Origin of the sequence: Arthrobacter silviterrae (genome assembly GCF_011045165.1) — a bacterium.
GTDB lineage: Bacteria > Actinomycetota > Actinomycetes > Actinomycetales > Micrococcaceae > Specibacter > Specibacter silviterrae.
Genome location: NZ_JAAKZI010000003.1, coordinates 42078 through 69055, shown reverse-complemented (window position 1 = coordinate 69055; position 26978 = coordinate 42078). Strand labels below are relative to the sequence as shown.

Sequence of the window (26978 nt, the reverse complement as noted above, 5' to 3'; positions counted from 1 at the left end):
CCGAATTAACGGCTGCCCGTTTACCAGGGCTTGTCGTACGACAGGGGCGGCGAGTCGGAGAAGGATTCCTTCAGCTTGCCGCTTTGGGAACGCTCCTGCTGGGCATTGCCGCTGCGGCTTTCGAGCTGGTCCAGCTTGCTTTGCGGCGGCGCCGAGGCGTCCGCCGGCTGCTGGCCTTTTCCGTCCTTGCCCCCATCCTTCGCCGTGGCAGACTTGCTTTGCTTCTCCGCCAGGCGATCGCCGGCCGCCTTCAGCTTCTCCCCCTCACCGGATTTGTTGCCTTCACCCTCTGGCGCAAAACAGCCGCGGGGCGCGTCCGTGACCACCTGGCTGCCCTGGCGGTAAAAGTCCACGGCCTGCAGAGTGTTCCCGGCCTTTGCGTTTTCGTCGCCAAGTTCTTCAAGTGTCAGCGCCAGGTTGACACGCACCTTGCATTCCTCCGGCCCCGGCCGCAATGTCAGGGCTTCGGCAAACTCGCTCCGGGCCGCGGCAAAGTTGCCGCCAAGCACGTGTCCGTCACCCAGCGCAAAGTGGGCCTTCCACGGCTCCACAAAGTTGGCCGTGTCCAGTCCCTGTGCAGCCCGGACCACAGCTGCGGAGCTGCCCGCGTCAAAAGACGAATTTGCCTGGCCGGCAAGGATGGGCAGACTCAGCAGCTTCCCGGCCATGGCAACGGCCAGGAGCAGGACGGGCGATGACCACAGGAGGAGGCGCCTGCGCCTCTGAGTTCGATTCATGCGGCACGCCCCCGCACACGGCCCAGCCTCGCGAGGGCCCGCACGGAGGCCAGCAGGCCGCCCAGTGCCACGCCAAAGCCTGCGAGCGCGGGCAGCCAGTAAAGTTCCGTGCGCCCGGCACCCTGGCGGTCCTCAGTTCCCCCGTTGACGGCGGCAATGGCGGCCCGGGGCGCCGAATCGGCCAGTGCGGCGTCAATGCCGGCGGCCTTTTGCCGGTGTACATAGGGCACTCCCAGCTGGCCGGCAATGGCCTGCAGCGTCTTCTCGTCGATGACGGACAGTGCGGGTCGGCCGTCCCGGGTGGACCTGTCAGTGATGTAGTCCCCCGGCTTGTTGGTGCCAAAGGCGTAGTCCCGCATCTTTCCCCCGCTGCTGGTGCCATAGCCCAGCACGGCCCCGCCGTCGACCAGTTTCGTGCCGGCTGCAAAGGGTTCCGGCGGATTGGCTGACGTTTGTTCGCCGTCGCCCAGGTAGAAGACCAGCCGGGGCCGTTCGGGATGGGCCTTGGCTGCCGCGGCCAGCCGTGTACCGAGCAGGGCGTTGGCGCCGGTCACGCTGCTGCCCTGGGACACGTACGCCGTTTGCGGGGAGAGGATGTCCGCCGCCGTGCGCAGGGCCGTGGCGTCCGTGGTGAGGGGCAGGACCACCTTGGCTGTGCTGTCGAAGGTGATGAGTGAGAACCGCGCCCCGGCCAGCCGGCCGGCAATGGCGTTGATGTCGCCCTTCATCCCGTCCAGCCGCAGCCTGTTGCCGTCGAAATCCTCGGCGCCGGCGCTGGGCGTGGTGTCGACCACGAAGAAGACGTTCAGCTCGGCGGCTGCCACGGGGGCGGAGGCACCTGGAATTCCGGGGCGGGCGGCGGCCGCCACCACAAGCAGCACCAGCGCGGCGTACCGCCAGCGTGCGGGTGTGCGCCGCCGGGCCAGGAGCGCCGCGGCAAAGCCGGCCAGGAGGGCTGCCGAAATCCAAAACAACCAGGGCGGCAATATGGGCTCAAGTGTCATGGACGCACCTTCCAGGCCGCCACGCCCATGCCCGCCAGGGCCAGCAGGCCCAAGCCCAGGGGCACGTCCGGCCGGTCCGCCACGGTCACCACGGCGGCGCCGTTGAGCCGTTTCGCCTCCGTGCCCTGCACAGCCGCCACAATCGACTTCACTGCGGCCGGGGAGGTGAGCGGAAAGTAGGCGCCGCCGGTCGTGGCGGACGCGTCCTTGAGCCCCTGGGCAACGGGGTCGGCGTAGGTGCCTTCGCTGTAGTCGTTGGGATTGAGGCTGTATATGCGCACCTTGGACGCCTTCGCTAATGCTGCGGCTTCCCCCAGGGTGAAGAGCGGCTTGCCGGCCAGCATGTTGTCAGTGGAAAGGACTATTGAGCGGGAGCGTTGTTGGCCGTCGCCCCCGGGGAAACCGGTCACACAGCTGGCCAGGCCGTCGCCAATCAGGGAGGACCCGGGCTGCTGGTACGTTCCGGCGAAGAAGTCAAAGTTGGCGGTGTCCTTGTTCATGGCCTTCTTGGCCGCCGCGAGCTGTTCGGCCACGAATTCGTAGTCGTCGGTCAGCGGAAACACCTGCACGGCGCTCGAGTCAAAGATCGTCAGGCCAATCCGCTCCCCCTTGAACCGGGTCACCAGCTCCGCGAACGCCCCCACAATAGCCTCGTCGGTGCCCACCATGGAGCCCGACACGTCCAGGCACAGGATGATGTCGCGGTTCACCTGCCCGGGAATGGTGGTGCTGGCGGACACCGGCCGGGCAGCCGCCATGAGCAGCGAGCCGGCCAGCAGCAGCACGCTCGCAACGCCCAGGGCAAGCCACCGCCGCTGTGCGGCCAGGGCCCGCTGGTACCGCGGCAGCGCCGTCAGCCGGTCCGCATGCGCCACCGGGACCGGGGCGCCGTCCCTTCCCGGCTTCCGCAGGGCAAGCACGACGGCGGCGGCGAGGGCGGCGATCCCCACGGGCAGCAGCCACCAGAATTTCAACTCCACGTGGCCACCGCATCCCTGGCCACCCGGGCAGCGAGTGCCACGTCCGTGCGTGCCGCCGGGCCGCCCTCGCCGCGGCCGGGGTCCGGTGGGGCGAATTCTGCGGGGTAAAACGTTTCCACGGCCCGGACCACGGACGGCAGCTGGTGCGCGCGCAGCTCCGCCAGGGTCATGCGCTGGGCCTTGAGGCCGGTCATGTCGTGGACAAAGGAACGGACGGCGGCACTGAGTTCCTGGTGCGTCTCCCGCAGTCCCCGTTCGCCGGCGTCGTGCTGGCGGACCAGGGTGTCGATCCGGGCCAGGTACCTGCCCTTGATGGTGGCGGCGTTTCGCGGCCGGACAAAGTGGGGCACAGCGGCCGTGTTCCCGGGCCGTGTGGACATCCACACCCACCCCAGCCATCCGGCACAGAGCACCAGCAGGGCGGCGCCCAGCAGGGGCCACAGGATGGAATATCCGGCCAGCGCGTAGAAACCGCCCTGGGCCGCCACGGCTTCACTGTGCACGGCGGTGCCTTTCCAGCAGGGCAAAGAGGCTTTGGACCACCTGTCCGGTGTGGCCGATCCGGGCCATGGCAATCCCCCGGGACACCAGCAGCCCGGTCAGCGCCTCGGCCCGCGCCGCCGCGTCCCGGGCATAGTCCCGCGCCAGTTCCAGGTCCGCCGCCAGCACGGTCAGCACCGGGCCCATCCCCGCCACGTCATAGCTGGCCCTGGCTGCTGCCTCGGCCCCCGCCAGCTCGGCGTCGTCAATTTGAACCCACAGGATCTCGTGCTGGGCTGCCAGCCGGCGCATCACCTTGGTGATCCGGGCGTCAACGGCGACCTCGTCCGCGAGGACCACCAGCAACATCCGCCGCTTGAAGCGGGCCGCCGCATATTCCAGCTGCCCGGCCAGCCTGCTTTCACCGGCGCCCAGGGTCGCGGCCGCGTCCACCCGTTGCAGCAGCCCTTCCAGGTGCCTTTCGGTGCCCTGGGCCGGCAGGGCATGGGTGCCGCGGGGATCGCCGTGCACCAGCGCCACCTGGTCGCCGTGGTTCAACGCCAGCGAGCCAAGGATTCCCATGGCCATGACCGCAATGTCCTTCTTGGTCTCCCCGCCCCTTGCAATGGCGGCCATGTTGCGCCCGGTGTCCACCACAAAGAGGAGTTGCTGCCGGCGCGTGGCCTTGTGGCGCTTGACGAGGGGCGTCCCCACCCGGGCGGTTGCCTTCCAGTCAATGTCACGGACTTCGTCGCCGGGGACATAGGTCCGCAGGTCCTCAAAATCCAGGCTCCGGCCATGAAATATGGACGCGTATTCGCCCTCGAGCAGGCCGCGGGCTTTGCGGTGCGCAAAGATGTACATCCTTGACTTCACCGATTTGAGAAGGGAGGGCACTGTTTCCTTGGGGACGCTGGCGGCAGGCTGCGGGTCTGGCCATGGGGTCTGGCTATGGGATCTGGACCGAGGCCACGATGGCATCTATGACGGTTTCCACGGGAATGTTTTCGGCCACAGCCTCAAAACCCAGGATGATCCTGTGGCGCAGCACCCGCGCCGCCAGGGCCTTCACGTCTTCCGGGATGACGTGGTCGCGGCCCTGCAGCAGCGCCAGGGCGCGTGCGGACTGTGTAAAGGCAATGCTGGCACGCGGGCTGGCGCCAAACTCGATGAGCGAGGCAAGCGCCGGGTCAATGTATTTTGCCGCGTGCCGGGTGACGTAGACCAGGCCCACGATGTAGTGCACCAGTGAGGGGTCCAGGTACACCCTCTTGGCTGCCCTTTGGAGCAGGCGCACATCATCCAGCCCAGCCACCGCGGTGGGGGTGGCCTCAGCGGAGTACACGCCGGCGTCGATGCGCCGGATCATTTCCGCCTCCTCCACGGGGCTCGGATAGTCCAGCACGTCCTTGAGCATGAACCTGTCCACCTGGGCCTCGGGAAGCTGGTAGGTGCCCTCCTGCTCAATCGGGTTTTGGGTGGCCAGGACCAAAAACGGCGACGGCAGGGGATGGTTTTGCCCGCCGATGGTGGTTTGGCGTTCCTGCATGGCCTCCAGCATGGCCGACTGCGTCTTGGCGCTGGAACGGTTGATCTCATCAAGGAGCACGATGTTCGCATGGACCGGGCCCAGCTGCGTGACGAATGTGCCGTGGGCGGCGTCATAGAGCTGGGTGCCCACAATGTCGCTGGGCAGCAGGTCCGGCGTGCACTGGATCCGGTGGAAGGCGGCACTGATGGAGTCCGCCAGCGTCTGGGCCGCCGTCGTCTTGGCCAGGCCCGGAACTGACTCCAGCAGCACATGGCCCCCGGTCAGCAGGGACAGCAGGAGCGTCTCGCGGAGCCGTGCCTGGCCCACCACCTTCGCTTCAAAACTGCGGGAAATGCTGCCAGCAATTCGCTGCACCCGGTCCAGCTCGGCGGGGTCGATCCTGGATGACACACTTGCTTGCAACAATTCCTGTGGCCTTTCTTGCGGCGCGCCGGAGCACCACTGCGGCGACCCTTGCGCTCCAGTCCATCCAATTGCGGGTCCTGCCGCAATGGGCAGAACTTCCCATGGGCCCTGTCCACGCCGGGCAGGCAGCGCTAGTGTGTGTTCATGAAACAGTTACCGGAGGCATACGAGGCATACCTGGCGGGCAAGGACGACGACTTCATTGCCACCGTCAAGCCCATTCTGCAGCAGTCCGCAGCCGAGGGAGACCACGGGGTCAGGGTGGTGATCGATCCGCCCCTGTTGCAGGCCCACCTCGACAGCCACGTGCCGTTCGGCACGGTGGTCGAGGACGTGGACTAGCCCTGCCGGACCCCGCAGCCCGGGCCGGCTACGGCTTGGAGTCCAGCAGCAGCTGGGCGGCGTTGGGGCTGAACGTCTTTTCCATGACGAGGCAGGCGGCCCCAAACGCCTCCCCACTGGTTAGCAGGCGGGTTCCGGCAACACCGACGGAGTGCACGTCCGTGGTGACGCTCAGCTGCGCCAGCAGGTCAGGGAACCGGGCCAGGTAGGTGTCGGCCAGGGAGGGCCAGAAAGGCCCGCCAAATACCACCTGGTCAACGTCCAGGAGGTTTGTCAGCACGGAGACGGCCCCGGCCAGGCGCCAGGCACTTCGTTCCAGAATGCCGGCCGCCTCCGCGTTGCCGCCTTGGGCGGCCGCGGCCAGGGCGGCGAGGTCGGCCTGCAGGGTGGCCGGGTGTGCTCCTTCAGCGGCGGGCAGGGCCCCCAGTGCGCGGGCTTCGGCCACGAGGGTTTCGGGCATGCAGGTGACCTTGACGCAGCCGCGTCGCCCACAGTCGCAGGGGGGCCCGTCGGGATCGGTGATGATGTGGCCGATCTCCCCCACGTTGCCCGACGAGCCGCGGACCACCTCATCGCCCAGAACCAGCCCCGCGCCGATGCCGGTGCCGATGTAGACGTACACAAAGTTGGACGCCCCGCCCGCGGATCCCGTCCACAGTTCGGCCACCGCCGCCGCGGTCACGTCCTTGTCCATCACGACCGGCAGTCCTGTGGCTTCGGCCAGGATGTCCCGCAGCGGAACCCGCGTCCAGCCGGGCATGTGGGGCGGGGCCACCACCGTGCCGCTGGCCGCGTCCACCGGTCCCGGCGTTGCCACGCCCACACCGGCAATGCGGCCCTCGTCAACGCCGGAACGGGCCACCAGGGACCGGATTTCCCGTCCCATGGCCCTGACGGCATCTTCGGCCGGCTGGGAAAAGTCTGTGGGAACCTCCAAGGCTTCAAGGACGGTGCCGACGGCGTCCACCAGGGCAAAGCTGGTCAGGGCCGGGTCGATGTGGACGCCCACCGCAAACATGCCTTTCGGGTTCAGGCGGAGGATGGTGCGCGGCTTGCCGGGGCCGGACGTTTCCTTGCCGGCTTCCACGATCAATCCGGAATCCAGGAGACGGCGGCAAATGTTGGAGACGGTCTGTGCGGCCAGGCCTGCGGAACCGGCCAGCTCCACGCGGCTGAGACCCTCCTCGGAGCGGCGGATGGAGTCCAGGATGACCGATTGATTGAAATCACCCATCTTGGGCAGGTTCGTGCCTCGACGGCGCGCCGGCACACCAACCTCGGGAACACCCAACATTTTCTCCTTGCAAAGCTTTGATGTGTCGGATGCACGCATCCCTATGGCCCCCGCTGACAGATTACCCTTCCGGGCGCCCCAGTGCGCGCACGCCACGGCAGCCAGGGTCCGGACGCCCGTTGGGACGTTGTGGCGGGGCCGGTTCCGGGGTGCGGCCCGCGGACGTCAGAAGGCGGGCTTCACCGACACGGCGACCGTAAATTTCGGATTGCGCCCCTTGATTTCCGTCGGCCCCACCCGTTCCTGCAGCTGCCCGCGGTAGTCAAGGTGCCGGTTGTAGACGGTCCACAATTCGCCTCCGGGCGCGAGCACCCTCGCGGCCGCGTCGAACAGCTTCAAGGCAATGCCCGCGTGGACTGTGGCCCCAACATGGAACGGTGGGTTGAGCACCACCAGGTCAGCCGAGTTCGCCGGAAATCCTGCCATGGCGTCGTCCCGCACCACCGTGACACGTCCGCCCAGCCCGTTGGCTTCAGCTGTTGCCGCGGCGGAGGCGACGGCGGCAGCCGACTGGTCGGTGGCCAGCAGGCGCAGCTCAGGCCGGGAGGCCGCCAGGAATGCCGCTATGGTGCCGTTGCCGCACCCCAGGTCTATGGCCCGGGCCGCACCGGGGCGCATGAGGGGAACAAAGTCGAGCAGGAAGCGGGTGCCGATGTCCAGCTTGGTGCCGGCAAACGTTGCCCCGTGGGCGCACAGCCACAGGCCGGCGTCGTCGTTCCAGTCCTTGCGCGGAAACGCCCGTGCGGGCAGCTGGTCCCGGGGGCTGTCCACCTCGAGCACACGGGACTTGTGCCACGCCCGGCCCGGCAGGACGTTGCCGAAATACCGCCCCAACACGCCATTCATGGCCACGGCCAGGTGTTTTTGCCGGCCGCCGGCATAAATTCGAACTCCCGGCTCCGCGTTTGCTGCAATGAGGGCCGCCACCTCGTCCACCTCGTCCAGGCTGCGCGGCAGCTGCCACAGCACCACCGTGGCGCCGGCAAACAGCTTGGCCGACAGGGGCAGCGATTCAAAGGACCCGGCCAGGCCCAAACGGGCGGCATTGGCGGCGAGTGCGAGCTCGCCCGACAGCGGGTCCTGGTGAACGCGGATCCGCTCGAGCCCATGCCCGCCCGCCGCACCGAGGGCCAATGCCCCGTAGCGGTCCCCCACCACGGCCAGGGCCCCGCCCCCTTGCCCGCCGGCGGCCAAGGCTGCCAGTTCGGCGCCGGCACGGTCAAGGATCAGCTCGTCAGTGGCGTCGTGTGCGTGGAGGTTGTCCGCTTCGACGTCCGGGAACCTGCGCAGCAGGGACAGCTCCAGTCCGCGGGGCCGCGGTGCCCCGGTGGCCGGTTGTTGCATGCCGTTCATGGTGTGGCCTTTCGTCCGTCCCGGTGGCGGGGCATCCTGCCAAGTTTAGCCGCGCCCTGCATTGTACTGGCCTGTGACTAAATACACATGTGCAACACGTCACATTCGCCATAGAATCAGATCAGTCACTCAAATCAAGGGCTATGTCGCCGTCAGCGACGACTCTAGGGAGCATCATGAGCGAAATATCTCCACTGAGAAATGCGGTCCGGCACGGCAGCGGGCTCAAAGGCATCGGGGGCCTCTGGGGGGAGGTGTTGGGTGAGTTTCTGGGTACGTTCGTCCTGATCTGTTTTGGTGACGGCGTTGTGGCCATGGCCGTGGCTGCCCTGCCGGGCAGCGGGCGTGCCGCCACCGACACCACCATTTTCATGGCGGCTGGCGACTGGCTGCTCATCACGTGGGGATGGGCCCTTGCCGTGGCTATGGGGGTCTATGTTGCCGGAGGGGTGACCGGGGCGCACCTGAACCCGGCCGTTACACTGGCGTTTGCCGTGCGGCGGAAGTTCGCATGGAACAAGGTGCTGCCGTACATTGCCGCCCAGGTGGTGGGGGCGTTTGCCGCCGCCGCCCTGCTGTATGTGCTGTACTACAACGCCATCGACGCATTCAACGCCGCAGCCAAAACACAAAGGGATGCTCCCGGCGGTCTGGCCACCTACTCAATATTTGCCACTTTCCCCGCCCCGTACTTCCACGGCAACCTGACCATTCCACTCATTGACCAGATTGTCGGCACCATGTTCCTGGTCCTGCTCATTGCGGCCATTGTGGACATGCGCAACCTGGCGGTCCAGGCAAACCTTGGGCCGTTCATCATCGGACTGGCCGTGGCGGCCATCGGCATGTCCTTTGGCGCCAACGCCGGGTACGCCATCAACCCCGCCCGCGACTTTGGGCCGCGGTTGTTTGCGTGGATGGCCGGCTGGGGTGATGTGGCCTTGCCGGGCACAGTTGCCGGGTCCTTCAGTTGGTACTTCTGGGTGCCGATCGTGGGACCGCTCATTGGCGGTGTTCTTGGCATTTTAATTTACGACTGGTTCATTGGCGACATCCTGCACGCCCGCCGTGCGCTGGCGGAGCAGGCAGAGCCGGGAAGTGCCACCAAGGAGGACTGAGTCCTAGGCGAGGGTGAGGGCATCCACGTACAGCCACTGCCGGCCAATCCGGGTGAACCGGCTGGTTTCGGCTTGGCTGCCGCGGGTGCCTTCCCGCCTGTAGTGGGCCGTGAAGGACACAACCCCCTCCGTGTCCCAGGGGCCGCCGTCCGTGATACCCCGGATGTCCAGCCGGACCCACTGCTGTGACCCATCCAATTCCAGGGTCCCCGGGCGCGTGTCAGGGTGCCAGGTCTTGAGCAGGTAGGAAGCGTTGCCCGTGGCAAACGCGGTGAAGCGTGAGCGCATCAGTGCCTCGGCGGTGGGAGGGAATGAGCCTGCGTCAATGAACCTGCCACAGCAGCCGGCATAGGTGTCCCCCGAGTTGCAGGGGCACCTCCATGTCGCCCCGTTCACTGCATCGGGTGTGTCTGCGCGTGGAACCACTGGATGTGGTGCCTGAGGGCGGCGGCCGCTGCACCGCCGTCGTGCCGGAGAACGGCACCCATGATGTTCTGGTGCTGGGTGCGCAGCTCGGGGACAATCCCGGCCCACATGGCATCGCTGTCAATGGAGTCCGCCACGTAGCCCTGTATGGCAAAACGCAGTGATTCCATCATTGCGGTGACCACCACATTGCCTGCCAGTGAGCTGAGCAGCACGTGGAACTGGGCGTCGAGGACATGGAAGGCGTCGCGGTCCAGGGCGGGCTCGGCCATGGCGGCCAGGAGTTCCTGCGCCTGTGCCAGCACCCGGTCGTCGTGGGTCCGCCCGGCTGCCTCCCCTGCGGCCCAGGTCTCCATCATGACGCGGGTCTGCACGATGTCGGCCACGGGGAAGTGCCGGGTGGCCATGTGCAGCCGGAGGGTGGAGCCCAGGCCGGCCGACGGGTTTGAAATGACCACGGCGCCGGAGGTGGGGCCGGAGCCGACGGCGGTGTGCACCACGCCCATGACGTCAAGGATGCGGATGGCGTCCCGCACGGAGGCGCGGGAAATCCCGTGTGCCTGGGCAAGTGCGCGTTCACCGGGCAGCCGGTCCCCCACCTTGACCTTGCCGCTCTTGAGATCCGCCTCGATGCCGCGGAGGACTGCCTCATAGCTGCGGGCGGCAGGCGCGGCGGCGGGTTCTTCAGTAGGCACGGCACCATTCTTTCACTGTTTGCTGCCCGTTCCCGGCCAGGGGAACCGGCCATACAAAATGTCCCCCAAGGCGCGGCGGCCTTGGGGGACATTTTTGTTTTGGTGGAGCTGAGGGGACTCGAACCCCTGACCCCCTGCATGCCATGCAGGTGCGCTACCAGCTGCGCCACAGCCCCAAAACATAATCGATATTCAGTTTCAAACCACCGGATGCCCGGCCTGTTTGGTGGAGCTGAGGGGACTCGAACCCCTGACCCCCTGCATGCCATGCAGGTGCGCTACCAGCTGCGCCACAGCCCCAAACACTTGCTTTTTCCCTGACCTGGCGGTCTTGGCCGAAGCAACTTGTCTATCCTAGAACACGTCTCCGCCGCTTGCCAAATCGGCAGCCGCACCCCCTGCGAAAGGTTCCCGAAGCCCGTGATTTGACCGAAGGGGCGCTCCTAGTCCTCCACCGGTTCGGCCAGGTCCTCGGGCAGTTCATAGGGTTCCGGCAGGGTCCCGACATTGTGTTCGGTGAGCCGCCAGTGCCACTCCCGCGCACCGGCCAGCGACGGCGGCGACTGTTCCAGCACGGACCAGTGGCAGTTTGATAGCCCGGACAGGACCCGCCAGAGTTCTTCCGGCAGTCCCAGGAGCTTGGCCATGGCCACCCGGGTGGCCCCGCCGTGCGTGGCCACCACCAGCGTGCCGCCCTCCGGGACTGTGGCGGCGGCGTCGAGCACTGCAGCCACCATCCGCTCCGCCACCTCCACACGCGTCTCTCCCCCGCCGGCGCGGACGCCGGGTTCGTCAAGCTGCCACAGCTTGATCAGGGCAGGGTCGCCGCGCTCGATGTCCTCGAACGTCTTCCCCTCCCAGCTGCCGCCAAAGGTCTCGCGCAGGCGCCGGTCCTCCGTGACAGGCGTTCCGGTCAGCGCTGACAGCGCCCTGGCCGTGTCCCGGGCACGCGAGAGGTCGGAGGAAATGATCCGCACGGCCGCCATCTGCCCGGGGCCGCCCAGCTTGCCCGCCAGCAGGGATGCGGCACGGGCAGCCTGCAGCACGCCAACGTCGTCGAGCGGGATGTCGCTTTGCCCCTGGAAGCGGCGGGCCGCGTTCCAAGAGGTGCGCCCATGCCGCCAAAAAATGACCCGACGGCGCGAACCGGCGGGCTGAAGCACTGAGGTCGTGGCGGCCTGGGTGGTTGTCATGGCCGGCGCGGTTCCTTCGTCACGGGCGTCAACTACTTTGCCTCCACGCCCTCACGTCCGGAGTCGGCGGTGTCTTCCTCGGTGCTGCCGACCGCGGGCTCGCTGTCCTTCATGCGCGACGGATCGGCGGCATCCAGCTGCAGGTCGACGACGGGGCAGTCTGCGTAGAGCCGCTCCAGGGCGTAAAAGATCCTGTCTTCCTCATGCTGGACATGCACCACGATGTCAGCGTAGTCCAGCAGCACCCAGCGCCCGCCGGAGCGGCCTTCGCGGCGCACGGGACGCATGCCGAACTTGTGCAGTTCGTCCTCAATGCCGTCAACAATGGCGTTGACCTGGCGCTCCGTCGACGCCGAGGCGATGAAGAAGATGTCAGTGATGGCCAGCCTGTCGCTGACGTCCAGGGCAATGAGGTCCTGCGCCAGTTTGTCTGACGCCGCCCGCGCTGCAGCGCGAACAACTTCGATGGAGTGTTCTGTTGCGGTCACTTGCATTTCCTTTGATAAACCCGGCTCTAGCGTGCCAGTGCGGTGATGAACATGACGGCTCCGGCAACCAGTGCCGCACCCCCAAGAATGATGCTGCCCCATTGGATGAACAGGTTGCGCTGGGTTCTGCCCAGCCCCGCCGTCACGGCGTCCAGTGGTTCCAGCCCGTGCGCGTAATCGGCTGGCATGGGCGGCATCTGTGTGCGGGTGACGCCCTCCGGGCCGGGTGCCGCGGCCCCGGGAACGGCGGCCGCGTGTGCGCCGGGCGCGACGGCGGGAGCAGGCGTGGCGGCGGGACCCGAGGGAGGCGCCTGGACCGTGGGAACAGCGGTGGCGGGAACTGCGGGAGCACCGGCGGCCATTGCCTCCGCACGCTTGAGCGTGCTGCTGCGCCCGCCCGTCAGGGGCCGGTTGCCGAGACCTGGCCGGTGCGGGGGCCTGGCGGCCAGTGCGGCGTCAAAGCGGGCCGCCTCGGGGCTGACGGCTGCGGCGTTCGAGGCCGCATTCGTGGCCGGTGTGCGCTTGGCGGTGCGCTGCTTCGGGTTGGACATGGTGACGATCGGCACATGCGTGGTGGCCGGGGGGCGCAGCACGGGGCGATCCAGGCCCGGCACCTCGATGAACTCCATGGGGGTCACCATGGCCAGGTTGTTCGTGGACGTTGGGTCCGCTGCCGTCCGGCGGCTCTTGGCGCTCTCGGCCAGCAGCCGTTCGCGCGCCTGGGCACGCTGGCTGAGCACGGCTGCGCGTTCCGCCTGTGCACGCTGTTCGGCCAGCGCCTGCAATTCCTCGGAGCTGGGCGCCTGGCTGGCCGTCAGGCCAATTCCCGCCGACACGGGATAGTACGGAACCGGTGCACCAGAAGTACCGGGGCCGGCGGTGGACGTGCCTACCCCGGAAGTGCCGGCTCCGGAATGGCCAGCGGCAGGCGGAACGGCGGGAGGTGCGGTCGCCGGAGCGCCGGGCTCAGCGCGGGGTGCCGCCACGACTGGTGCACCCACCACGGGGATGGAATTGGGGTGGGCAAGGGCTGCGGGCCCCGACGGGGACTGCCCCGCGCGTGCCGTTCCCCGTGCGTCGGGCGCAGCGGAGGCTGCTGCGCGGCGGCCGCCGCGACGGCGATTTGGTTCCTGTCCGGCCGCTGCGGGGAATGGCCCGGCGTGGTGGTGGGGTGCGGGGACGGCAGGCGTGGCCGGTTCCGCTCCAGGCGCCGAAACTGCTCCAGGCGCCAAGTCCGTTGCCGGTGTCTGGACTGCAGGCGGTGCCGAATGCACCAGGGGTGCCGGGGCTGGTCGTGATACCGGTGCCGAACCGGGGGCCGCCGTGGCGGGCGGGACGGCATCTGGGGCCGGATTCACCGCCACCTTCACCACGGGGTTCACACTCGTGACGGGCGCACGTTCGGCGTCGAGCTGTGCCTGGCGAAGGGCACGCCGTGAGGGCAGCGGATCCACGGGCGCCGCAGCAGGCTCCAGCAGTTCCTTGTAGGCCCGCAGTGCCGCCCTATCGCGGGCACGCGTCTGGGACGACCGTTCGCGGGCGGCCGGGGCACCGGCGTCGCCGGCCGTGGCCGCAGTGGCGTCCGTGGCGGCAGCGGATCCGCGGCGGCCATGCCTGTCCACCATGGGAGCTGAGGCAGGGGGCACCGGGGCAGGCGGTGTTGCCGGCGCGGGCCGCGGTGCCGCCGGCGGCTGGCCTGGCGTCCCGGCGGCCTGTGCCGCCAACACGTCCCGCAGTTCCCTGCGGCTGCGGACCGGTTCCGTTTCCTTGCTCATCACTTACTCATTCAGTACTGGAAGCCACCGGCAAGACACGTCCTGCCGAATTGCCGTCTGGTTGAACATACAGCCCGTACTTGGCAATGTATTGCACCACGCCGTCCGGGACCAGGTACCACACCGGGTTTTGTTCCTGCACCCTGGTGCGGCAGTCCGTGGAGGAGATGGCCATTGCGGGCACTTCCAACAAACTTACGTCCGATCGCCCCATGTCGTCGAGCACATGGCCCGGCCGGGTCACGCCGACGAAGTGTGCCAAATCCCACAGCTCGTCATTGTCCTTCCAGGACATGATCTGTGCCATGGCGTCCGCGCCCGTGATGAAGAACAGGTCCGCTTGGGGGCGCATCCGCTTCAAGTCCCGCAAAGTGTCAATGGTGAAAGTGGGCCCGGGGCGGTCAATGTCAACGCGGCTGACGGTGAACCGCGGGTTGGCTGCCGTGGCGATCACGGTCATCAGGTAGCGGTGTTCGGCGGCGCTGACCTTGCGGTTCGCTTTTTGCCACGGCTCCCCCGTGGGAACAAAGATGACCTCGTCAAGCTTGAAAACACTCGCAACCTCGCTGGCTGCGACAAGGTGACCATGGTGGATCGGATCAAACGTGCCGCCCATGACTCCAACGCGGAGACGGTTGCCGGTGCCCTCAACGGAAGGCACCAGGCCGCTGACCTTAGTGATTGGAGGACGCCGGATCGTCGTGGTGCATGTGCTTGTTGGTGTGCTGCTTGTGCGGGTCATCGGTGGCGTCCACGGCGGAGTGGCGGTTGCCAAGGTTCATGAAGGACACGCAGATGAACATAAGCAGCAGCAACGTGGCCAGCATGACCCCGCCAATCACAAACGGCGGCGCAATCAAGGGCGCGGCTTCCTCGTGGGCGGCTGCTTCGGCAAGGACGACGCCGGCAAGCTGGGTCAGCATTATTTCTCCCCTATGGGTTGTGGTCCGGTGCCCGGTTGGGCGGCACCCGGCCTTCATGTCTTGGAATCACTCTAATGGTACGTGGTAACCGTTGGCCGTGGCACACCGGCCGCGCCGTGGGAGCGGATTCCCGGCCCCGGAAAAGCCTCCGTCAGGCCCGCACCTGGCCTTCGCCCTGCACAATCCACTTCGTGGTGGTCAGCTCCGTCAGCCCCATGGGCCCGCGCGCATGCAGTTTCTGTGTCGAGATGCCCACCTCGGCGCCCAGCCCCAGTTCCCCGCCGTCGGTGAAGCGGGTGCTGGCATTGACGATGACGGCGGCGGAGTCGATCTCGGCAATGAACTTTTCGGCGTTGCCGAGATCGTTGGTGAGGATGGCCTCGGTGTGCCCCGTGGACCACTTCCGGATGTGCTCCAGGGCCTCGGGCAGGGAGTCGACCATTTTCACGGCCAGGTCCAGGTCCATGTATTCGGTGGCCCAGTCCTCGTCGGTGGCCGGGAAGCTGGCGGCGCCTGCGGGAACCAGCGGCGCCACCCGGCTGTCCACGTGAAGCCGCACACCGGCGTCGGACAGGGCCTTGAGCACCGCCCTGGTGACGGTGGCGTCCTTGTGCACCAGCAGGGTCTCAACGGTGTTGCAGACGCTGGGTCGCTGGGTCTTGGCGTTGAGCAGGATGTCAACGCACATGTCCTCCCTGGCACTGGCGTCGATGAAAATGTGCACGTTGCCCTCGCCCGTTTCAATGACGGGCACGGCGGCGTTGGTGACAACCGCCTGGATGAGTTCGCGGCCGCCGCGGGGAATGAGCACGTCCACCTGGCCGCGGGCCTTCATGAGCAGGTTGGCGCCCTCGCGGCCGTATTTGTCCACGGACTGGACGGCGTCGGCGGGCAGACCCACAGAATCCAGGGCGTCCCGGAGGATGGCCAGCAGGGCCTCATTGGTGTGCGCGGCAGCCGTGCCGCCGCGCAGGATCACGGCGTTGCCGCTCTTCAGGGCCAGGCCGGCAATGTCCACCGTGACGTTGGGCCGGGCCTCGTAGATGGCACCCACCACGCCCATCGGCACGTTGACCTGACGCATGCGCAGGCCGTTGGGCAGGGTCTGGCCGCGCACCACATTGCCCACAGGGTCCGGCAAGGATGCGAGGTTCTCGAGCGCGTCGGCAAGCCCCTGGACGCGCTGGGCGGTCAGCGTCAGCCGGTCCAGCATGGCCGCGGACGTGCCCTGCTCCCGGCCGGCGGCAACATCCCTGGCGTTTTCGGCCAGGATGTGGTGCTCATTGGCCAGGAGTTCCTTGGCTATGGCCCGCAGGGCCCTGTCCTTCCAGGCACGGTTGGCGCCGGCCATGCGGCGTGAGGCGCGCCGGGCCCTGTCCGTGATGCTGCGGACATTTTCCGCCGCCGAGGAAGGCGCGGAAGCAATGTGTTCAACAATCTGCTCGCTCATGGCTCAAGTCTAGGCCACGGCACGCCACATTACGTGTGGAGAAGCACCAGGTCGTCCACGTGGACCACCTCGCGTTCATACTCCCGTCCCAGCTCCTTCGCCAGGGCCTTCGTGGAGCGCCCCAGCATCCGGGGCAGGTCCCCGCACGGGTAGTTGACCAGCCCGTGCGCTATGACATGCCCCGACAGGTCGGCGATTTCCACGGCGTCCCCGGCGTCAAAGTCCCCCGAGACCGAGACTATGCCGGCCGGAAGCAGCGACTTGTGGCGTTCGCACACGGCCCGCACGGCGCCGTCGTCAAGCACCAGGCGCCCGCGGATGTCGGCGAGGTGGGCAAGCCACAGCAGGCGCACGGGGCGCTTGTTGCCGTTGATGCTGAACCAGGTTCCCACGTCCTCCCCGGCGAGGGCTGCCGCGGCGTTGTCGGTGGAAGTGACCAGTGCCGGAATGCCGGTCTCGGCGGCGATGATTGCTGCCTGCACCTTCGTGGCCATGCCCCCCGTGCCCACGCCGGCCTTGCCCGCGCTGCCGATGACAATGCCCTCCAGGTCCTCCGGCGAGTCCACGTGGCTGATGCGCTTTGCCCCTTCCGACGGCGGGCCGTCGTAGAGCGAGTCCACATCGGAGAGCAGCACCAGGGCATCGGCCTTAATCAGGTGCGCCACCAGGGCGGCCAGCCGGTCATTGTCACCAAAGCGGATCTCGTGGGTGGCCACGGTGTCGTTTTCGTTGACAATGGGCACCACGCCCAGGTGCAGCAGGCGTTCCAGGGCCCGGTGGGCGTTGACATAGTGGCGGCGCCGGCTCAGGTCCTCGGCGGTCAGGAGCACCTGCGAGACGGTGACCCCGTGCCCCATGAAGGCCTGGTTGTAGCGGGCCATGAGCAGTCCCTGCCCCACGCTGGCGGCCGCCTGCTGGGTGGCCAGGTCCTTGGGCCGCCGGGCCAGGCCCAGCGGCATCAGCCCGGCCGCGATGGCGCCGGAGGAAACCAGGATGACCTCGGAGCCGGCGAGCCTGCGCGCCGCCAGGACATCCACCAGCTTGTTGAGGGCGGCATCGGAAATGCCGCCTGCAACCGAGGTCAGCGAGGAGGAGCCAACCTTCACCACAATCCGGGACGCCGTTGCGATCCCCTGCCGTGCCCCCGCAGGGGCGGCGGCTTCGGCCTTAGAGTTCATCGTCGTCGGATGCACCGCCGTCGGCGTCAAGGTCATCCTTGATGCCCAGGTTCCGGGCATGTTGGCGGTTGGTGGATTCGGTCCAAATGCCGGCCTTGCGCTCAGCTTCCAGCTCTGCGCGCGCGGCGGCCTTCGCGTCCCGGCGGTCCTGCTGCTCTTCACGCTTTTGGGCACGGGTGGGGCGGTCGCCCAGGTCAAGGAGGCGAAGGTCGGTGCCGCGCGGTGCGGCCAGGTGTTCGGCTCCGCCCATCATGGTGGGCTCCCAGTCGAAGACCATGGCGTCGTCTTCGCCGATCACCACGGTGTCCCCGGGGGTGGCGCCGGCCTTGAACAGGCCCGTCTCCACGCCTGCCTTGGCCAGCCGGTCCGCCAGGTAGCCGATGGCTTCCTCGTTTTGGAAGTCTGTCTGCTTCACCCAGCGCTCGGGCTTTTCGCCCAAGACGCGGAACAGCGGCTCAAGGTTCTTCTCTTCGCGCCGGATGGTGAAAGGCGTGGCGTTGACAGCGCGGGGCCGCAGCACCACGGGAGTCACCTTGGCCGGGGCGGCGGCAATGGCGTCGCGGGCAGCCTGGACAATTTCGGCCATGGCGAAGCCAAGCTGGCGCAGGCCCTCATGGCTGGCCGCGGAGACTTCAAAGACCCTGTATCCGCGGGCTTCCAGGTCACCCTTGACGAATTCGGCCATGTCGCGACCGTCCGGGGAGTCGATCTTGTTCAGGGCCACCAGCTTGGGGCGCTCATTGAGCGGGACCACGTCGCCGTCGGCCCCGGCAAAGCTCATGTCCACCGCGTAACGGTCCAGTTCGCTTTCAATGACGGCCAGGTCTGACAGGGGGTCGCGGTCCGCTTCCAGGGTGGCGCAGTCCAACACGTGCACCAGCGCTGCGCAGCGTTCCACGTGGCGCAGGAAGTTGTGGCCCAGGCCCTTGCCTTCGCTGGCGCCCTCGATGAGCCCCGGCACGTCGGCAATGGTAAAGCGGATCTCCCCTGCCTGGACCACGCCCAGGTTGGGGACCAGGGTGGTGAACGGGTAGTCGGCAATCTTCGGCCGGGCCGCGGACATCGCAGCAATCAGGCTGGACTTGCCGGCGGAGGGAAAGCCCACCAGGGCGATGTCGGCAATGGACTTCAGTTCCAGGACGATGTCGCGTTCCTCGCCCTCGACGCCCAGGAGCGCAAAGCCGGGGGCCTTGCGCTTGAGCGTGGACAGTTGCGAGTTGCCCAGTCCGCCCTGCCCGCCGGCGGCGGCAATGAATTCGGTGCCCTCGCCCACCAGGTCGGCCAGGACGGTGCCGGACTTGTCCTTGACCACCGTGCCGTCCGGGACGTTGAGGATCAGGGACTCGCCGATCTTGCCGTCCCGCCAGTCGCCCATGCCGGGCCCGCCGTTGGTGCCGTGGCGGTGCGGGGCATGGTGGAAGTCAAGGAGGGTGGTGGTTTGCGCGCTCACGCGCAGGATCACGTCGCCGCCGTCGCCGCCCTTGCCGCCGTCGGGCCCTCCCAGCGGCTTGAACTTTTCGCGCTTGACCGAGACGCAGCCATGGCCGCCAGTCCCGCCGGATACGTGCAAAACAACCCGGTCAACAAAGCTGGCCAATGAATTCTCCTCGATTGATGCTGCCCTTGCGGACTCATTCTAGTCCGCGTATTAAAACACAGTGGAGCGAGCCGTGCGGCCCGCTCCACTGGTAAAAAAGCTTTGGTGTTAGACCGCAGCGGCGACGATGTTCACCACGCGGCGGCCGCGGCGCTGGCCGAACTCGACCGCACCGGCGTCCAGGGCGAACAAGGTGTCGTCCTTGCCGATGCCGACGCCGGCGCCCGGGTGGAAGTGGGTGCCGCGCTGGCGGACGATGATCTCGCCCGCCTTGACAACCTGACCGCCGAAGCGCTTGACGCCCAAGTACTGAGCGTTGGAGTCACGACCGTTGCGAGTGGAACTCGCACCCTTTTTATGTGCCATTGTAAAATGCCTACCTTTTGACTAAAAGACTGTTTAAGTTGATCGACGTGCCGAACGCGGAATTACGCGATCGAGGTGATCTTGACCTTGGACAGTTCCTGACGGTGGCCCTGGCGCTTCTTGTAACCGGTCTTGTTCTTGAACTTCTGGATGACGATCTTCGGCCCGCGAAGATCCTCCAACTTCTCAGCCGTAACCTTTACATTAGCCAGGTCCTTTGCGGCGGTGGTGATTGTTTCACCATCAACCAAGAGCAAAGCGGGCAGCTCAAGCGTGCTGCCGACTCCACCGGGGACGCGGTTCATGGTCACGTAGTCTCCAACGGAAACCTTTTCTTGACGGCCGCCTGCGCGGACAATCGCGTACACCACTGGGGAACTCACTTCTCTCGACGTTTATAACAAAGTATTGATGTGCCTCAACGCCGTGGACCTCAATGGAGTTCTACCATGGAGTGGTTGCCCTAGGTTGGCGTAAGCACCGAAGATCAAGAATACGCTAATTCCTGCCCCGGCCGCAAATGAGACTGGCCCGCTGTCCCGGATTCGCTGCGTGCCGGACAGCTGTCCGCGCGCATCAGCCCGTTTGAGAGGAACCATGCGCAACTACTCTAGCGCGCATGGGGACGCGGCGCCCGTTCTGCGGGTGTGGCGCGCCGGTTTTTTCCGCAGCACCCCGGTGGCGTTAATCACCTGCCGGCCTTTCAGGCGTGCAGCCGTGCGGCGTCAAAGAAGTCCACCTCGTATTGGGCCGAGTGCACAAACGCCTCGCGCATGCGTTCGCGGTCCAGGGCAGATCCCCGGCGCGCGGCGGCGTCAACTATGCGCACGGCGGCCTCAGCGGCGTCGGCGAACGCCTGGTCGGCGTACGTTTCCAGCCACCTGGCGTACGGGTGCACGCCGTCGAACGCCAGGTAGTCCGCGTGCAGGACCCGGCCCACTTCGGCGTACAGCCAGTAACAGGGCAGCACGGCGGCCACCACTTCCCCGTAGCTGCCGGCGAACGCCGCGGCCTGCAGGTGGTCAACGTAGTGTTTGGTCACGGGGCCCGGGCCCACGTCCAGGGGGTGCCGGGCCAGCCAGTCGCCGTGCAGCGCCAGCTCCACGGCAAGGCAATTTTCTGCCCCCTTGGCCCAAAACAGCTGTTCCTCCGCGGTGGGGGCAAGGGCGCTGGCGCGCGCCAGCACGCGCGAGTAGCTGCCCAGGTACATGGCGTCCTGCGCCAGGTAGTACGCAAAGTGGGCCTCAGTGAGCGTGCCGGCCGCGAGGTCCTTGATGAAGCCGAGCTCAAAAATGGCCTTGCGTTGGGGCTCCACCTCGTCCCAGAGGCTCCTGCTGAACGCATTGCCCGCCGGTGGCGCCGCGTCCCAGAGCGAATGGAAGTGGTTGACCGGCCCATGGCCGTGCCCCACCTCGAGTTCGGCGGACGTTTCCAGCGCATCCCACAACCATCCCTTGGCGCGGCGCACGGACTCCGGCCAGTGATTGGTCTGGGCCTGGACAGTGGCCAGCGCTGCGGAGAGCGAGCAGCCCGTGCCGTGCGTGTTGGCGGTGTCGATGCGCAGTGCCGTGAACTCTTCCACGCTGCCGCCGGGTTCCACGAGGGCGTCCGGGCAGGCGCTGCCGGCCAGGTGGCCGCCCTTCACCAGCACGCGCACCTGTGACGTGGCGGCCAGGCGCCGGCCCTGCTCGAGCGCCGCTTCCCAGGAGTCCGCCTCGGCTTCCCCCACCAGCACTGCCAGCTCGGGCAGGTTGGGGGTCACCAGGTGGGCGTGCTGCAGGAGGTCCAGCAGGGCCAGGCGCGCATCCACCGCCACGAGGGAGTCGCCACTGCTGGCCACCATCACCGGGTCCAGCACCACCACGGCGGGCCGCGTGGTTTCCAGCCACTCCCCCACGGCGCGCATTACCTCGGGATTGGCCAGCATGCCGATCTTCACGGCGTCAATGGCAATGTCGTCCGACAGCGACTCAAGCTGCCGGCGCAGGAATTCCGCAGGGGGTACGTGGACCGACTGCACGCCCCGGGTGTTTTGGGCAGTCAGGGCCGTGACGGCCGCCATCGCGTACCCGCCGTTGGCGGCAATGGACTTGATGTCCGCCTGGATCCCGGCGCCGCCGGACGGGTCGGAACCGGCAATGCTCAGGACTCGCGGGTGGCGGCGCACCGTGGCTGCCGGCGTCGGGGCTGCTGCCCGGTCTCCGGTTGCGGGTTCGGACAAGGTGTTGACGATCATGGGGACATCCCTTCGCCGGTGCTGGCCGGGCAGGTTCAACGGGTTTTATCTCAGCCGGCCCTGCTGGCCTGGCACCCCGTGTCGCACCCCAGCCTAGCCCGCCCGCGTCCCCCTGGGAAAAATTGCGTGACGGAAAATTCCGGACCGGGCGTTTCACCCCGGCCACACGCCAGTATGCAGCGATGGCGGCTTTGCCCGCAGGCAAGCCGCCATCGCTGCATACTGACCGCACAGTCAGTGCAGTTGTGAGCCCTACAGCTCGGAGGCGGGAACCCCCACACCCAGCATGATGATGGGCTCCGGCGCCTTCCTGGCCGCTTCGGCCTTGGCCGGTTGGGCCTTGGCAGCCTCAGCCTTGGCAGCCTCAGCCCTGGGAGTGTCAGCCGTGGCTGCCCGCCCCGAACCGGCCGTTGCCGGAGCCTGGGCCGCAGCGGGCTCAGACGTTTCCACGGACATGTCGGCTCCGCCCTGGGCGCTGCGGGCGCTGCGGTTGCGCCGTGCGCGGCGGGGGCGGCCGTTCCCGGATTCTTCACCGGCCGCCGCATGCGAACCGGCCAGTTGGTCAAGTGCTTCGGCAAGTCCGGCCAGGCGCTGCGCCTGCTCGGCATTTCCGGCGTGGGGCGTGTCATTGTGGTGCCCGCGGGGCAGCTCAATGGCTTCCCCGCCCAAGGTCACAATGGCGTTCTCCCCCAGGCTGGCGGGCAGCGCCTTGACCTCAACTTCCTCCACCTCGGCCGCCTGGGACGACGCCCCTGCACCGGCGCCCACACCGGCGCCCGCACCGTGGTGGGCGGCGGCGGCAGCGGCGGCAATGTTCGCCAGCGCGGCCCGGGCCTCGTGGGCCTTTTGCACCTTCTGGGCCTCGGTGGCGCTGTCGGCCGGTTCATGGGAAAGCTCGACGGCGTCGGTACCGTCTGCGTGCTCGTTGTCCAGGTGGGCCGGGCGGTTGTTGCGGTTGCGCTTGCGCTCACTGCGCGTGGAGCGGTTGGCCGTCCGTTCGTTTTCGCGGTGCTCGGGCCGGGAAGCGTGCGCATGGTGGGTGTCAACGGCCACGGTGTGCACGCGGCGGTGCTCCACCGGGATCTCGTGGGTGACCATGCCACGGCCGGCACAGGTCTCGCAGAGCTCGCCAAAGACTTCCAGCAGTCCGGTGCCCATGCGCTTGCGCGTCATCTGCACCAGGCCCAGGCTGGTGACCTCGGCCACCTGGTGCTTGGTCCGGTCCCGGCCCAGGCACTCCACCAGGCGGCGGAGCACAAGGTCGCGGTTGGATTCCAGGACCATGTCGATAAAGTCAATGACAATGATGCCGCCAATATCGCGCAGGCGCAGCTGGCGGACCACTTCCTCCGCAGCTTCGAGGTTGTTTTTGGTGACGGTTTCCTCCAGGTTGCCGCCGGAGCCGGTGAACTTGCCCGTGTTCACGTCAACCACTGTCATGGCCTCGGTGCGGTCAATGACCAGCGAGCCGCCGGACGGCAGGAACACCTTGCGTTCCAGGGCCTTGGAGATTTGCTCGTCGATGCGGTGGACGCCAAAGATGTCTTCGGGCCGGGTCCACTTTTCCAGGCGGTCCAGCAGGTCCGGGGCCACATACGTCACATAGGCCTCAATGGTGTCCCACGCCTCCTCGCCGGAGACGATCAGCTTGCTGAAGTCCTCGTTGAAGACGTCGCGAACCACCTTGATGGTCAGGTCCGGTTCGGCGTACAGCATCTCCGGTGCCAAGGTCTTGTGGGACGTGGCCCGGTTGTTGATGCCTTCCCACTGGGCGCGCAGCCGGTTGATGTCGTTGGTCAGCTCTTCCTCGCTGGCGCCCTCGGCGGCCGTGCGCACAATGACGCCCGCATTTTCCGGCAGGTGGTCCTTCAGGACCCGCTTGAGGCGGTTCCGCTCGACGTCGGGCAACTTGCGGGAAATGCCCGTCATGGAGCCGCCGGGCACGTACACCAGGTACCGGCCCGGCAGGGAGACCTGGCTGGTCAGCCGCGCCCCCTTGTGGCCCACGGGGTCCTTGGACACCTGGACCAGGACGGAGTCCCCCGACTTCAGGGCGTTTTCAATGCGGCGCGGCTGGCCATTGAGCTTGGCGGCGTCCCAGTCGACCTCACCGGCGTAGAGCACGGCGTTGCGTCCGCGTCCAATGTCCACAAAAGCGGCTTCCATGCTGGGCAGCACGTTTTGGACCTTGCCCAGGTACACATTTCCAATGAGCGAATCCTGCTGCGTCTTGGACACGAAGTGTTCGGCCAGGATGCCGTCCTCCATCACCCCGATCTGGATGCGGTCCTCGTTCTGACGGACCACCATGACGCGGTCCACGGATTCGCGGCGGGCCAGGAACTCGGCCTCGGTGATGACGGTGCGCCGGCGGCCGGAGTCGCGCGAGTCGCGGCGGCGCTGCTTCTTCGCCTCCAGGCGGGTGGAGCCGCGCAGGCTCGTCACCCGGTTTGACGCGCTCGACGACGGCTCGGCCGGGGTGCGTGGCGCCCGGACCCGGGTGACGGTGTTGGGCGGGTCTTCATCGGTGCCGCCCGTCAGTTCCAGATCAGCTTCGCCACGGCGGCGGCGACGACGACGGCGCGACGTCACGCCATCCGCGGAGTCGTCCTCGCCCGACTCATCGGCAGCATCAGCTGCCGCGGTGCCCGCTTCATCGCCGGCATTCCCGGCGGGCTTGCCGCCTCGGCGGTGGCGGTTGCGCCCCCGGCGCCCGGACGCGGAATCATCGTGGCCCTCGCCGGCTTCGGATTCCTCGTCATGCTCGCGGCTGGCGGCAGGCGCGGGGACGGCCAGGCTCAAGTCTGGTGCCAGGAAAAGTGCGGAAATGCCGGCGGCTGGGGACAGGAACAGTGAAGTGGCGGCCGCCCCCTGGGCTGGCCCTTCGCCGGCAGCGTCCCCGGCTTCGGTGTTTGCGGCTGTGTGCGTGGCAGCGTCCGCGGCAGCCGGTGCCTCTGCAGCAGCAGCCCCGGCAACGTCCCCGCCTGCCTGGGCAACGGCCTGTTCAGCCGGACCTTGGGCAGCGTCCGGGGATTCCGCGCGGGCGTCCACTCCTGCAGCACCGTTGCTTTCGCCCTGGTCGTCAGCCTTCTTCACAGCGGTCCTGCGGCGGCTGCGCACGGCCTTGGCCGGAGCAGCCGCGGCCGTTTCCCCGGCAGCGGGTGCCGAGGCGGGCACCGAATCCGTGGCAGGAACTTCATCGGTGCCGGCCACCACAGCGGCGTCGTCCTGCACGGCGGTGGTTTCAGCCTTTTTGGCGGCGCGGCTGCGGGCCGGCGCCTTGCGTGCGGGGGCCTTCTTGGCCGGGGCTTCGGCCGCTACAACAGCAGCACCCTCGGGCTGGGCCGATTCCAGATGCAATTCGCCTTGGACGGAGGCCGGCGCCATCACGGGGGCGGTGGCCCTGCGGCGGGCGGGGCGCTTGGCCGGTGCCTTCGCCGGGGCAGTGGCAGCACCCGGGGCAACGTCATCTGCCGGGGCTGATTCGGCCGTGGCGGCCGCTTCCGGGGCGGAGGCGGGAACGGCAGCGTGAGTTTCTGCCGTGCCGTCAGCCAAGGCGTCCAGCAGGGACGGAACTGCGTCCTGGGCGGCCTTCTTGGCCCGGCTGCGGCGGACGGGCGCCTTCTTGGCCGGGGCCGCCTCAACGGCACCGGCAACGGCAACCGCACCGGCATCAACTGCGGGGGCTGCCACAGCCGCGGATGGCCGCTGTGCCGCGGGCGCGGCGGCCGGCGAGGTGACCTTGGCTGATGCCCGGCGTGAGCGGACCGCCTTGGCGGGTGCCGCCGCAGTGCCTTCATCGGCGGTTGCGGCTGAATTTGTTGCGTCTTTTTCGTTATTCATTTGGGCGTTACTTTCGCGCCGGGGCAACACCCCCACATCGGGTGCCGCGTACGGCTGATGTGCCAACACCCGCAGGCGTTGACGGAAGTCGTCTTATTACCTCTCAGGCGGCACCAACTCCTGGGTGCACAAGCTCTGAAAAGCCAATGGCCTGCCTGTTCCGCGTTTGCCTGGCGTGGAGCGGACCTGGTGGAGGGCTGCCGTTGCTAGGTGCCTCGTCACCGGCCGCCCCGTGGGCCTGCCATTGGACTGTGGAGCGCATGTGGAACGCTGAACAGCCACCTTCATTGTCTCATACCAGCCCCGCGCACCCGCCGCAAGGGAGGCCCGGCGCGCCAAGTTGGCCGGGCTAGAATCAGGACAACAATGCCGCTACGAACAGAAAAGGGCCCCATGCCTGACTCCCGCGTTTCCGCGCGCGTTCACGACACACCCGCCGTTCCCACCCTGGTCCGTGCGAATCCTTTCGCGTGGTTCCTGCTCATTGCCGGCGCCATTGGCTGGATCGCCTCCGCCACGCTGGTCCTGGAACGCCTGAGCCTGTATGCCAATCCCAATGCCAAAGTCAGCTGCGACATTAACACCTGGATCTCCTGCGGCGATGTCATGAAAACGTCCCAGGCGGCCATATTCGGCTTCCCCAACCCGTTCATCGGAATTGTGGCGTTCGCCGTCATCATCACCACCGCCGTGGCGCTGCTGGCCGGCGCGGAACTGGCGCGCTGGTACTGGATCGGCCTGCAGGTGGGGATCACTGCGGGAATCGTGCTGATCTGCTGGTTCTTCACGCAGGCCGTTTACGTCCTCGCCATCCTGTGCCCCTACTGCATGGTGGTGTGGGCGGCCATGATCCCGCTCTTCGTCTGGATCACTGTGCGCAACCTGGCCCACGGAGTGATCCCGGCGCCGGCCGGCGTGGTGAAATTTGCCTCCGGCTGGGCCTGGGTCATCGTCGGCCTGGCCTACCTGGGCGTGGTTGCTGCCATCTTCTTCAAGTTCATGGCACTGATCATCCCTTCCAACGCGTAGTCGGCCGGTACGCGAAAGGGCACCTCCCGGCCGGGAGGTGCCCTTTCGCTTGGGCCTGAACAGGTGGCCCTGGGGTGGCGGCGCTTAGGCGAACCAGATGCCGATCTCGCGCTCGGCGGACTCCACGGAGTCCGAGCCGTGGACCAGGTTTTGCTGGACCTTCAGGCCCCAATCGCGGCCAAAGTCGCCGCGGATGGTGCCCGGTGCCGCCGTGGTCGGGTCGGTGGTGCCGGCCAGTGCCCGGAAGCCCTCGATGACGCGGTGGCCCTCAAAAATTGCCGCCACCACGGGGCCGGAGAGCATGAATTCCACCAGGGGCTCGTAAAACGGCTTGCCCTCGTGCTCGGCGTAGTGCGCCTGCAGCTGCTCGCGGGTGGCCGTGACCTTCTTCAGCTCGGCCAGCGTATAGCCCTTGGCTTCAACGCGGGCCAGAATTTCGCCGGACAGCTTGCGGACCACGCCGTCGGGCTTGACCAGGACAAGGGTGCGCTCAATGCTCACAGTCGTTCCACTT

Annotated in this window: 26 protein-coding genes, 2 tRNA genes and 1 riboswitch; of the genes, 3 read left to right on the top strand and 25 right to left on the bottom strand. The window is 67.5% G+C overall.

Going from position 1 to position 26978, the window contains the following annotated elements; all coding sequences use genetic code 11:
* Positions 1-20: 20 nt before the first annotated feature.
* From G6N77_RS03130 to G6N77_RS03105, 6 genes are read right to left on the bottom strand one after another with little or no spacing between them, the layout of a single operon-like run.
* A complete protein-coding gene (locus tag G6N77_RS03130) occupies positions 21-737 on the bottom strand; it encodes a hypothetical protein (RefSeq protein WP_165180556.1) in 717 nt (238 codons plus the stop codon).
* On the bottom strand, positions 734-1741 hold the full coding sequence (locus G6N77_RS03125) for a vWA domain-containing protein (RefSeq protein ID WP_165180555.1): 1008 nt from the start codon (positions 1739-1741) through the stop codon (positions 734-736). The genes G6N77_RS03130 and G6N77_RS03125 overlap by 4 nt, the downstream gene beginning before the upstream one ends.
* Entirely contained in the window at positions 1738-2721 is a 984-nt protein-coding gene (locus tag G6N77_RS03120; RefSeq protein ID WP_165180554.1) for a vWA domain-containing protein, read from the bottom strand. Before G6N77_RS03120 ends, G6N77_RS03125 begins: the two co-directional genes overlap by 4 nt.
* Positions 2712-3224: a hypothetical protein gene (locus G6N77_RS19745; RefSeq protein ID WP_165180553.1), complete on the bottom strand. Its 513-nt coding sequence runs from the start codon at positions 3222-3224 to the stop codon at positions 2712-2714. Before G6N77_RS19745 ends, G6N77_RS03120 begins: the two co-directional genes overlap by 10 nt.
* A complete protein-coding gene (locus G6N77_RS03110) occupies positions 3214-4098 on the bottom strand; it encodes a DUF58 domain-containing protein (protein WP_165180552.1) in 885 nt (294 codons plus the stop codon). The genes G6N77_RS19745 and G6N77_RS03110 overlap by 11 nt, the downstream gene beginning before the upstream one ends.
* Positions 4099-4150: 52 nt before the next feature.
* Positions 4151-5158, bottom strand: coding sequence for an AAA family ATPase (locus tag G6N77_RS03105; RefSeq protein WP_165180551.1), 1008 nt, complete (start codon positions 5156-5158; stop codon positions 4151-4153).
* Between the two features lie 144 nt (positions 5159-5302).
* Here G6N77_RS03105 and G6N77_RS03100 point away from each other — a divergent pair, with 144 nt between their 5' ends.
* Positions 5303-5500, top strand: a complete 198-nt coding sequence (locus G6N77_RS03100) for a hypothetical protein (RefSeq protein ID WP_165180550.1) — start codon at positions 5303-5305, stop codon at positions 5498-5500.
* A 28-nt stretch (positions 5501-5528) separates the two neighbouring features.
* Here the strand turns inward: G6N77_RS03100 and G6N77_RS03095 are convergent, their stop codons facing one another.
* Complete coding sequence (locus tag G6N77_RS03095; RefSeq protein ID WP_165180549.1) at positions 5529-6734, bottom strand: ROK family transcriptional regulator; 1206 nt, start codon at positions 6732-6734, stop codon at positions 5529-5531.
* Between the two features lie 225 nt (positions 6735-6959).
* A complete protein-coding gene (locus G6N77_RS03090; protein WP_306986692.1) occupies positions 6960-8147 on the bottom strand; it encodes a class I SAM-dependent methyltransferase in 1188 nt (395 codons plus the stop codon).
* A gap of 176 nt (positions 8148-8323) precedes the next feature.
* Here G6N77_RS03090 and G6N77_RS03085 point away from each other — a divergent pair, with 176 nt between their 5' ends.
* Positions 8324-9265: an MIP/aquaporin family protein gene (locus tag G6N77_RS03085; protein ID WP_165180548.1), complete on the top strand. Its 942-nt coding sequence runs from the start codon at positions 8324-8326 to the stop codon at positions 9263-9265.
* A gap of 3 nt (positions 9266-9268) precedes the next feature.
* Here G6N77_RS03085 and G6N77_RS03080 read toward each other — a convergent pair whose 3' ends face one another.
* The 16 genes from G6N77_RS03080 to G6N77_RS03005 form a co-directional block, all read right to left on the bottom strand.
* Entirely contained in the window at positions 9269-9661 is a 393-nt protein-coding gene (locus tag G6N77_RS03080) for a YchJ family protein (RefSeq protein WP_262452407.1), read from the bottom strand.
* Positions 9658-10386 carry a FadR/GntR family transcriptional regulator gene (locus tag G6N77_RS03075; RefSeq protein ID WP_165180546.1) on the bottom strand — a complete coding sequence of 243 codons (729 nt, stop codon included), beginning with the start codon at positions 10384-10386 and terminating at the stop codon, positions 9658-9660. Before G6N77_RS03075 ends, G6N77_RS03080 begins: the two co-directional genes overlap by 4 nt.
* A gap of 100 nt (positions 10387-10486) precedes the next feature.
* Positions 10487-10562, bottom strand: a tRNA-Ala gene (locus tag G6N77_RS03070).
* Positions 10563-10610: 48 nt separating this feature from the next.
* A tRNA-Ala gene (locus tag G6N77_RS03065) sits at positions 10611-10686 on the bottom strand.
* 143 nt (positions 10687-10829) lie between these two features.
* On the bottom strand, positions 10830-11579 hold the full coding sequence (locus G6N77_RS03060) for a histidine phosphatase family protein (RefSeq protein WP_165180545.1): 750 nt from the start codon (positions 11577-11579) through the stop codon (positions 10830-10832).
* A 32-nt stretch (positions 11580-11611) separates the two neighbouring features.
* Entirely contained in the window at positions 11612-12067 is a 456-nt protein-coding gene (gene rsfS / locus G6N77_RS03055) for a ribosome silencing factor (RefSeq protein WP_165180544.1), read from the bottom strand.
* Between the two features lie 26 nt (positions 12068-12093).
* Positions 12094-13842, bottom strand: coding sequence for a hypothetical protein (locus tag G6N77_RS03050; protein WP_165180543.1), 1749 nt, complete (start codon positions 13840-13842; stop codon positions 12094-12096).
* A gap of 7 nt (positions 13843-13849) precedes the next feature.
* Positions 13850-14584 carry a nicotinate-nucleotide adenylyltransferase gene (gene nadD, locus G6N77_RS03045; RefSeq protein WP_165180542.1) on the bottom strand — a complete coding sequence of 245 codons (735 nt, stop codon included), beginning with the start codon at positions 14582-14584 and terminating at the stop codon, positions 13850-13852.
* Positions 14517-14765 carry a hypothetical protein gene (locus G6N77_RS03040; RefSeq protein WP_205677941.1) on the bottom strand — a complete coding sequence of 83 codons (249 nt, stop codon included), beginning with the start codon at positions 14763-14765 and terminating at the stop codon, positions 14517-14519. Before G6N77_RS03040 ends, nadD begins: the two co-directional genes overlap by 68 nt.
* 151 nt (positions 14766-14916) lie before the next feature.
* Entirely contained in the window at positions 14917-16215 is a 1299-nt protein-coding gene (locus G6N77_RS03035; RefSeq protein WP_165180541.1) for a glutamate-5-semialdehyde dehydrogenase, read from the bottom strand.
* A gap of 29 nt (positions 16216-16244) precedes the next feature.
* On the bottom strand, positions 16245-17393 hold the full coding sequence (proB, locus tag G6N77_RS03030) for a glutamate 5-kinase (protein ID WP_165180540.1): 1149 nt from the start codon (positions 17391-17393) through the stop codon (positions 16245-16247).
* Positions 17383-18990, bottom strand: a complete 1608-nt coding sequence (gene obgE / locus G6N77_RS03025; RefSeq protein ID WP_165180539.1) for a GTPase ObgE — start codon at positions 18988-18990, stop codon at positions 17383-17385. Before obgE ends, proB begins: the two co-directional genes overlap by 11 nt.
* 108 nt (positions 18991-19098) lie before the next feature.
* The gene (gene rpmA / locus G6N77_RS03020; RefSeq protein WP_113718066.1) at positions 19099-19356 is read right to left on the bottom strand and encodes a 50S ribosomal protein L27; all 258 of its coding nucleotides are present in this window, start codon (positions 19354-19356) and stop codon (positions 19099-19101) included.
* A 62-nt stretch (positions 19357-19418) separates the two neighbouring features.
* Positions 19419-19727, bottom strand: a complete 309-nt coding sequence (gene rplU / locus G6N77_RS03015) for a 50S ribosomal protein L21 (RefSeq protein ID WP_054011346.1) — start codon at positions 19725-19727, stop codon at positions 19419-19421.
* Positions 19728-20059: 332 nt separating this feature from the next.
* Positions 20060-21592 carry a bifunctional hydroxymethylpyrimidine kinase/phosphomethylpyrimidine kinase gene (gene thiD, locus G6N77_RS03010; protein ID WP_165180538.1) on the bottom strand — a complete coding sequence of 511 codons (1533 nt, stop codon included), beginning with the start codon at positions 21590-21592 and terminating at the stop codon, positions 20060-20062.
* Positions 21583-21681: riboswitch (TPP riboswitch) on the bottom strand. Its footprint overlaps the gene before it by 10 nt.
* Before the next feature lie 163 nt (positions 21682-21844).
* Entirely contained in the window at positions 21845-25435 is a 3591-nt protein-coding gene (locus tag G6N77_RS03005; RefSeq protein WP_165180537.1) for an Rne/Rng family ribonuclease, read from the bottom strand.
* A 366-nt stretch (positions 25436-25801) separates the two neighbouring features.
* On the opposite strand from G6N77_RS03005, the gene G6N77_RS03000 reads away from it, so the two are divergent.
* The gene (locus G6N77_RS03000) at positions 25802-26464 is read left to right on the top strand and encodes a vitamin K epoxide reductase family protein (protein WP_240901635.1); all 663 of its coding nucleotides are present in this window, start codon (positions 25802-25804) and stop codon (positions 26462-26464) included.
* Positions 26465-26548: 84 nt separating this feature from the next.
* Here the strand turns inward: G6N77_RS03000 and ndk are convergent, their stop codons facing one another.
* Positions 26549-26965, bottom strand: a complete 417-nt coding sequence (gene ndk / locus G6N77_RS02995; RefSeq protein WP_165180536.1) for a nucleoside-diphosphate kinase — start codon at positions 26963-26965, stop codon at positions 26549-26551.
* Positions 26966-26978 lie beyond the last annotated feature (13 nt).

Bases quoted from the DNA above. Each gene is read 5' to 3' on its own strand.
- G6N77_RS03130 (WP_165180556.1), bottom strand. From the start codon at position 737: ATGAATCGAACTCAGAGGCGCAGGCGCCTCCTCCTGTGGTCATCGCCC.
- G6N77_RS03125 (WP_165180555.1), bottom strand. From the start codon at position 1,741: ATGACACTTGAGCCCATATTGCCGCCCTGGTTGTTTTGGATTTCGGCA.
- G6N77_RS03100 (WP_165180550.1), top strand. From the start codon at position 5,303: ATGAAACAGTTACCGGAGGCATACGAGGCATACCTGGCGGGCAAGGAC.
- G6N77_RS03095 (WP_165180549.1), bottom strand. From the start codon at position 6,734: ATGGGTGATTTCAATCAATCGGTCATCCTGGACTCCATCCGCCGCTCC.
- G6N77_RS03090 (WP_306986692.1), bottom strand. From the start codon at position 8,147: ATGAACGGCATGCAACAACCGGCCACCGGGGCACCGCGGCCCCGCGGA.
- G6N77_RS03085 (WP_165180548.1), top strand. From the start codon at position 8,324: ATGAGCGAAATATCTCCACTGAGAAATGCGGTCCGGCACGGCAGCGGG.
- G6N77_RS03060 (WP_165180545.1), bottom strand. From the start codon at position 11,579: ATGACAACCACCCAGGCCGCCACGACCTCAGTGCTTCAGCCCGCCGGT.
- G6N77_RS03050 (WP_165180543.1), bottom strand. From the start codon at position 13,842: ATGAGCAAGGAAACGGAACCGGTCCGCAGCCGCAGGGAACTGCGGGAC.
- nadD (WP_165180542.1), bottom strand. From the start codon at position 14,584: ATGACCCGCACAAGCAGCACACCAACAAGCACATGCACCACGACGATC.
- G6N77_RS03040 (WP_205677941.1), bottom strand. From the start codon at position 14,765: ATGCTGACCCAGCTTGCCGGCGTCGTCCTTGCCGAAGCAGCCGCCCAC.
- G6N77_RS03035 (WP_165180541.1), bottom strand. From the start codon at position 16,215: ATGAGCGAGCAGATTGTTGAACACATTGCTTCCGCGCCTTCCTCGGCG.
- proB (WP_165180540.1), bottom strand. From the start codon at position 17,393: ATGAACTCTAAGGCCGAAGCCGCCGCCCCTGCGGGGGCACGGCAGGGG.
- rpmA (WP_113718066.1), bottom strand. From the start codon at position 19,356: ATGGCACATAAAAAGGGTGCGAGTTCCACTCGCAACGGTCGTGACTCC.
- thiD (WP_165180538.1), bottom strand. From the start codon at position 21,592: ATGATCGTCAACACCTTGTCCGAACCCGCAACCGGAGACCGGGCAGCA.
- G6N77_RS03005 (WP_165180537.1), bottom strand. From the start codon at position 25,435: ATGAATAACGAAAAAGACGCAACAAATTCAGCCGCAACCGCCGATGAA.
- G6N77_RS03000 (WP_240901635.1), top strand. From the start codon at position 25,802: ATGCCGCTACGAACAGAAAAGGGCCCCATGCCTGACTCCCGCGTTTCC.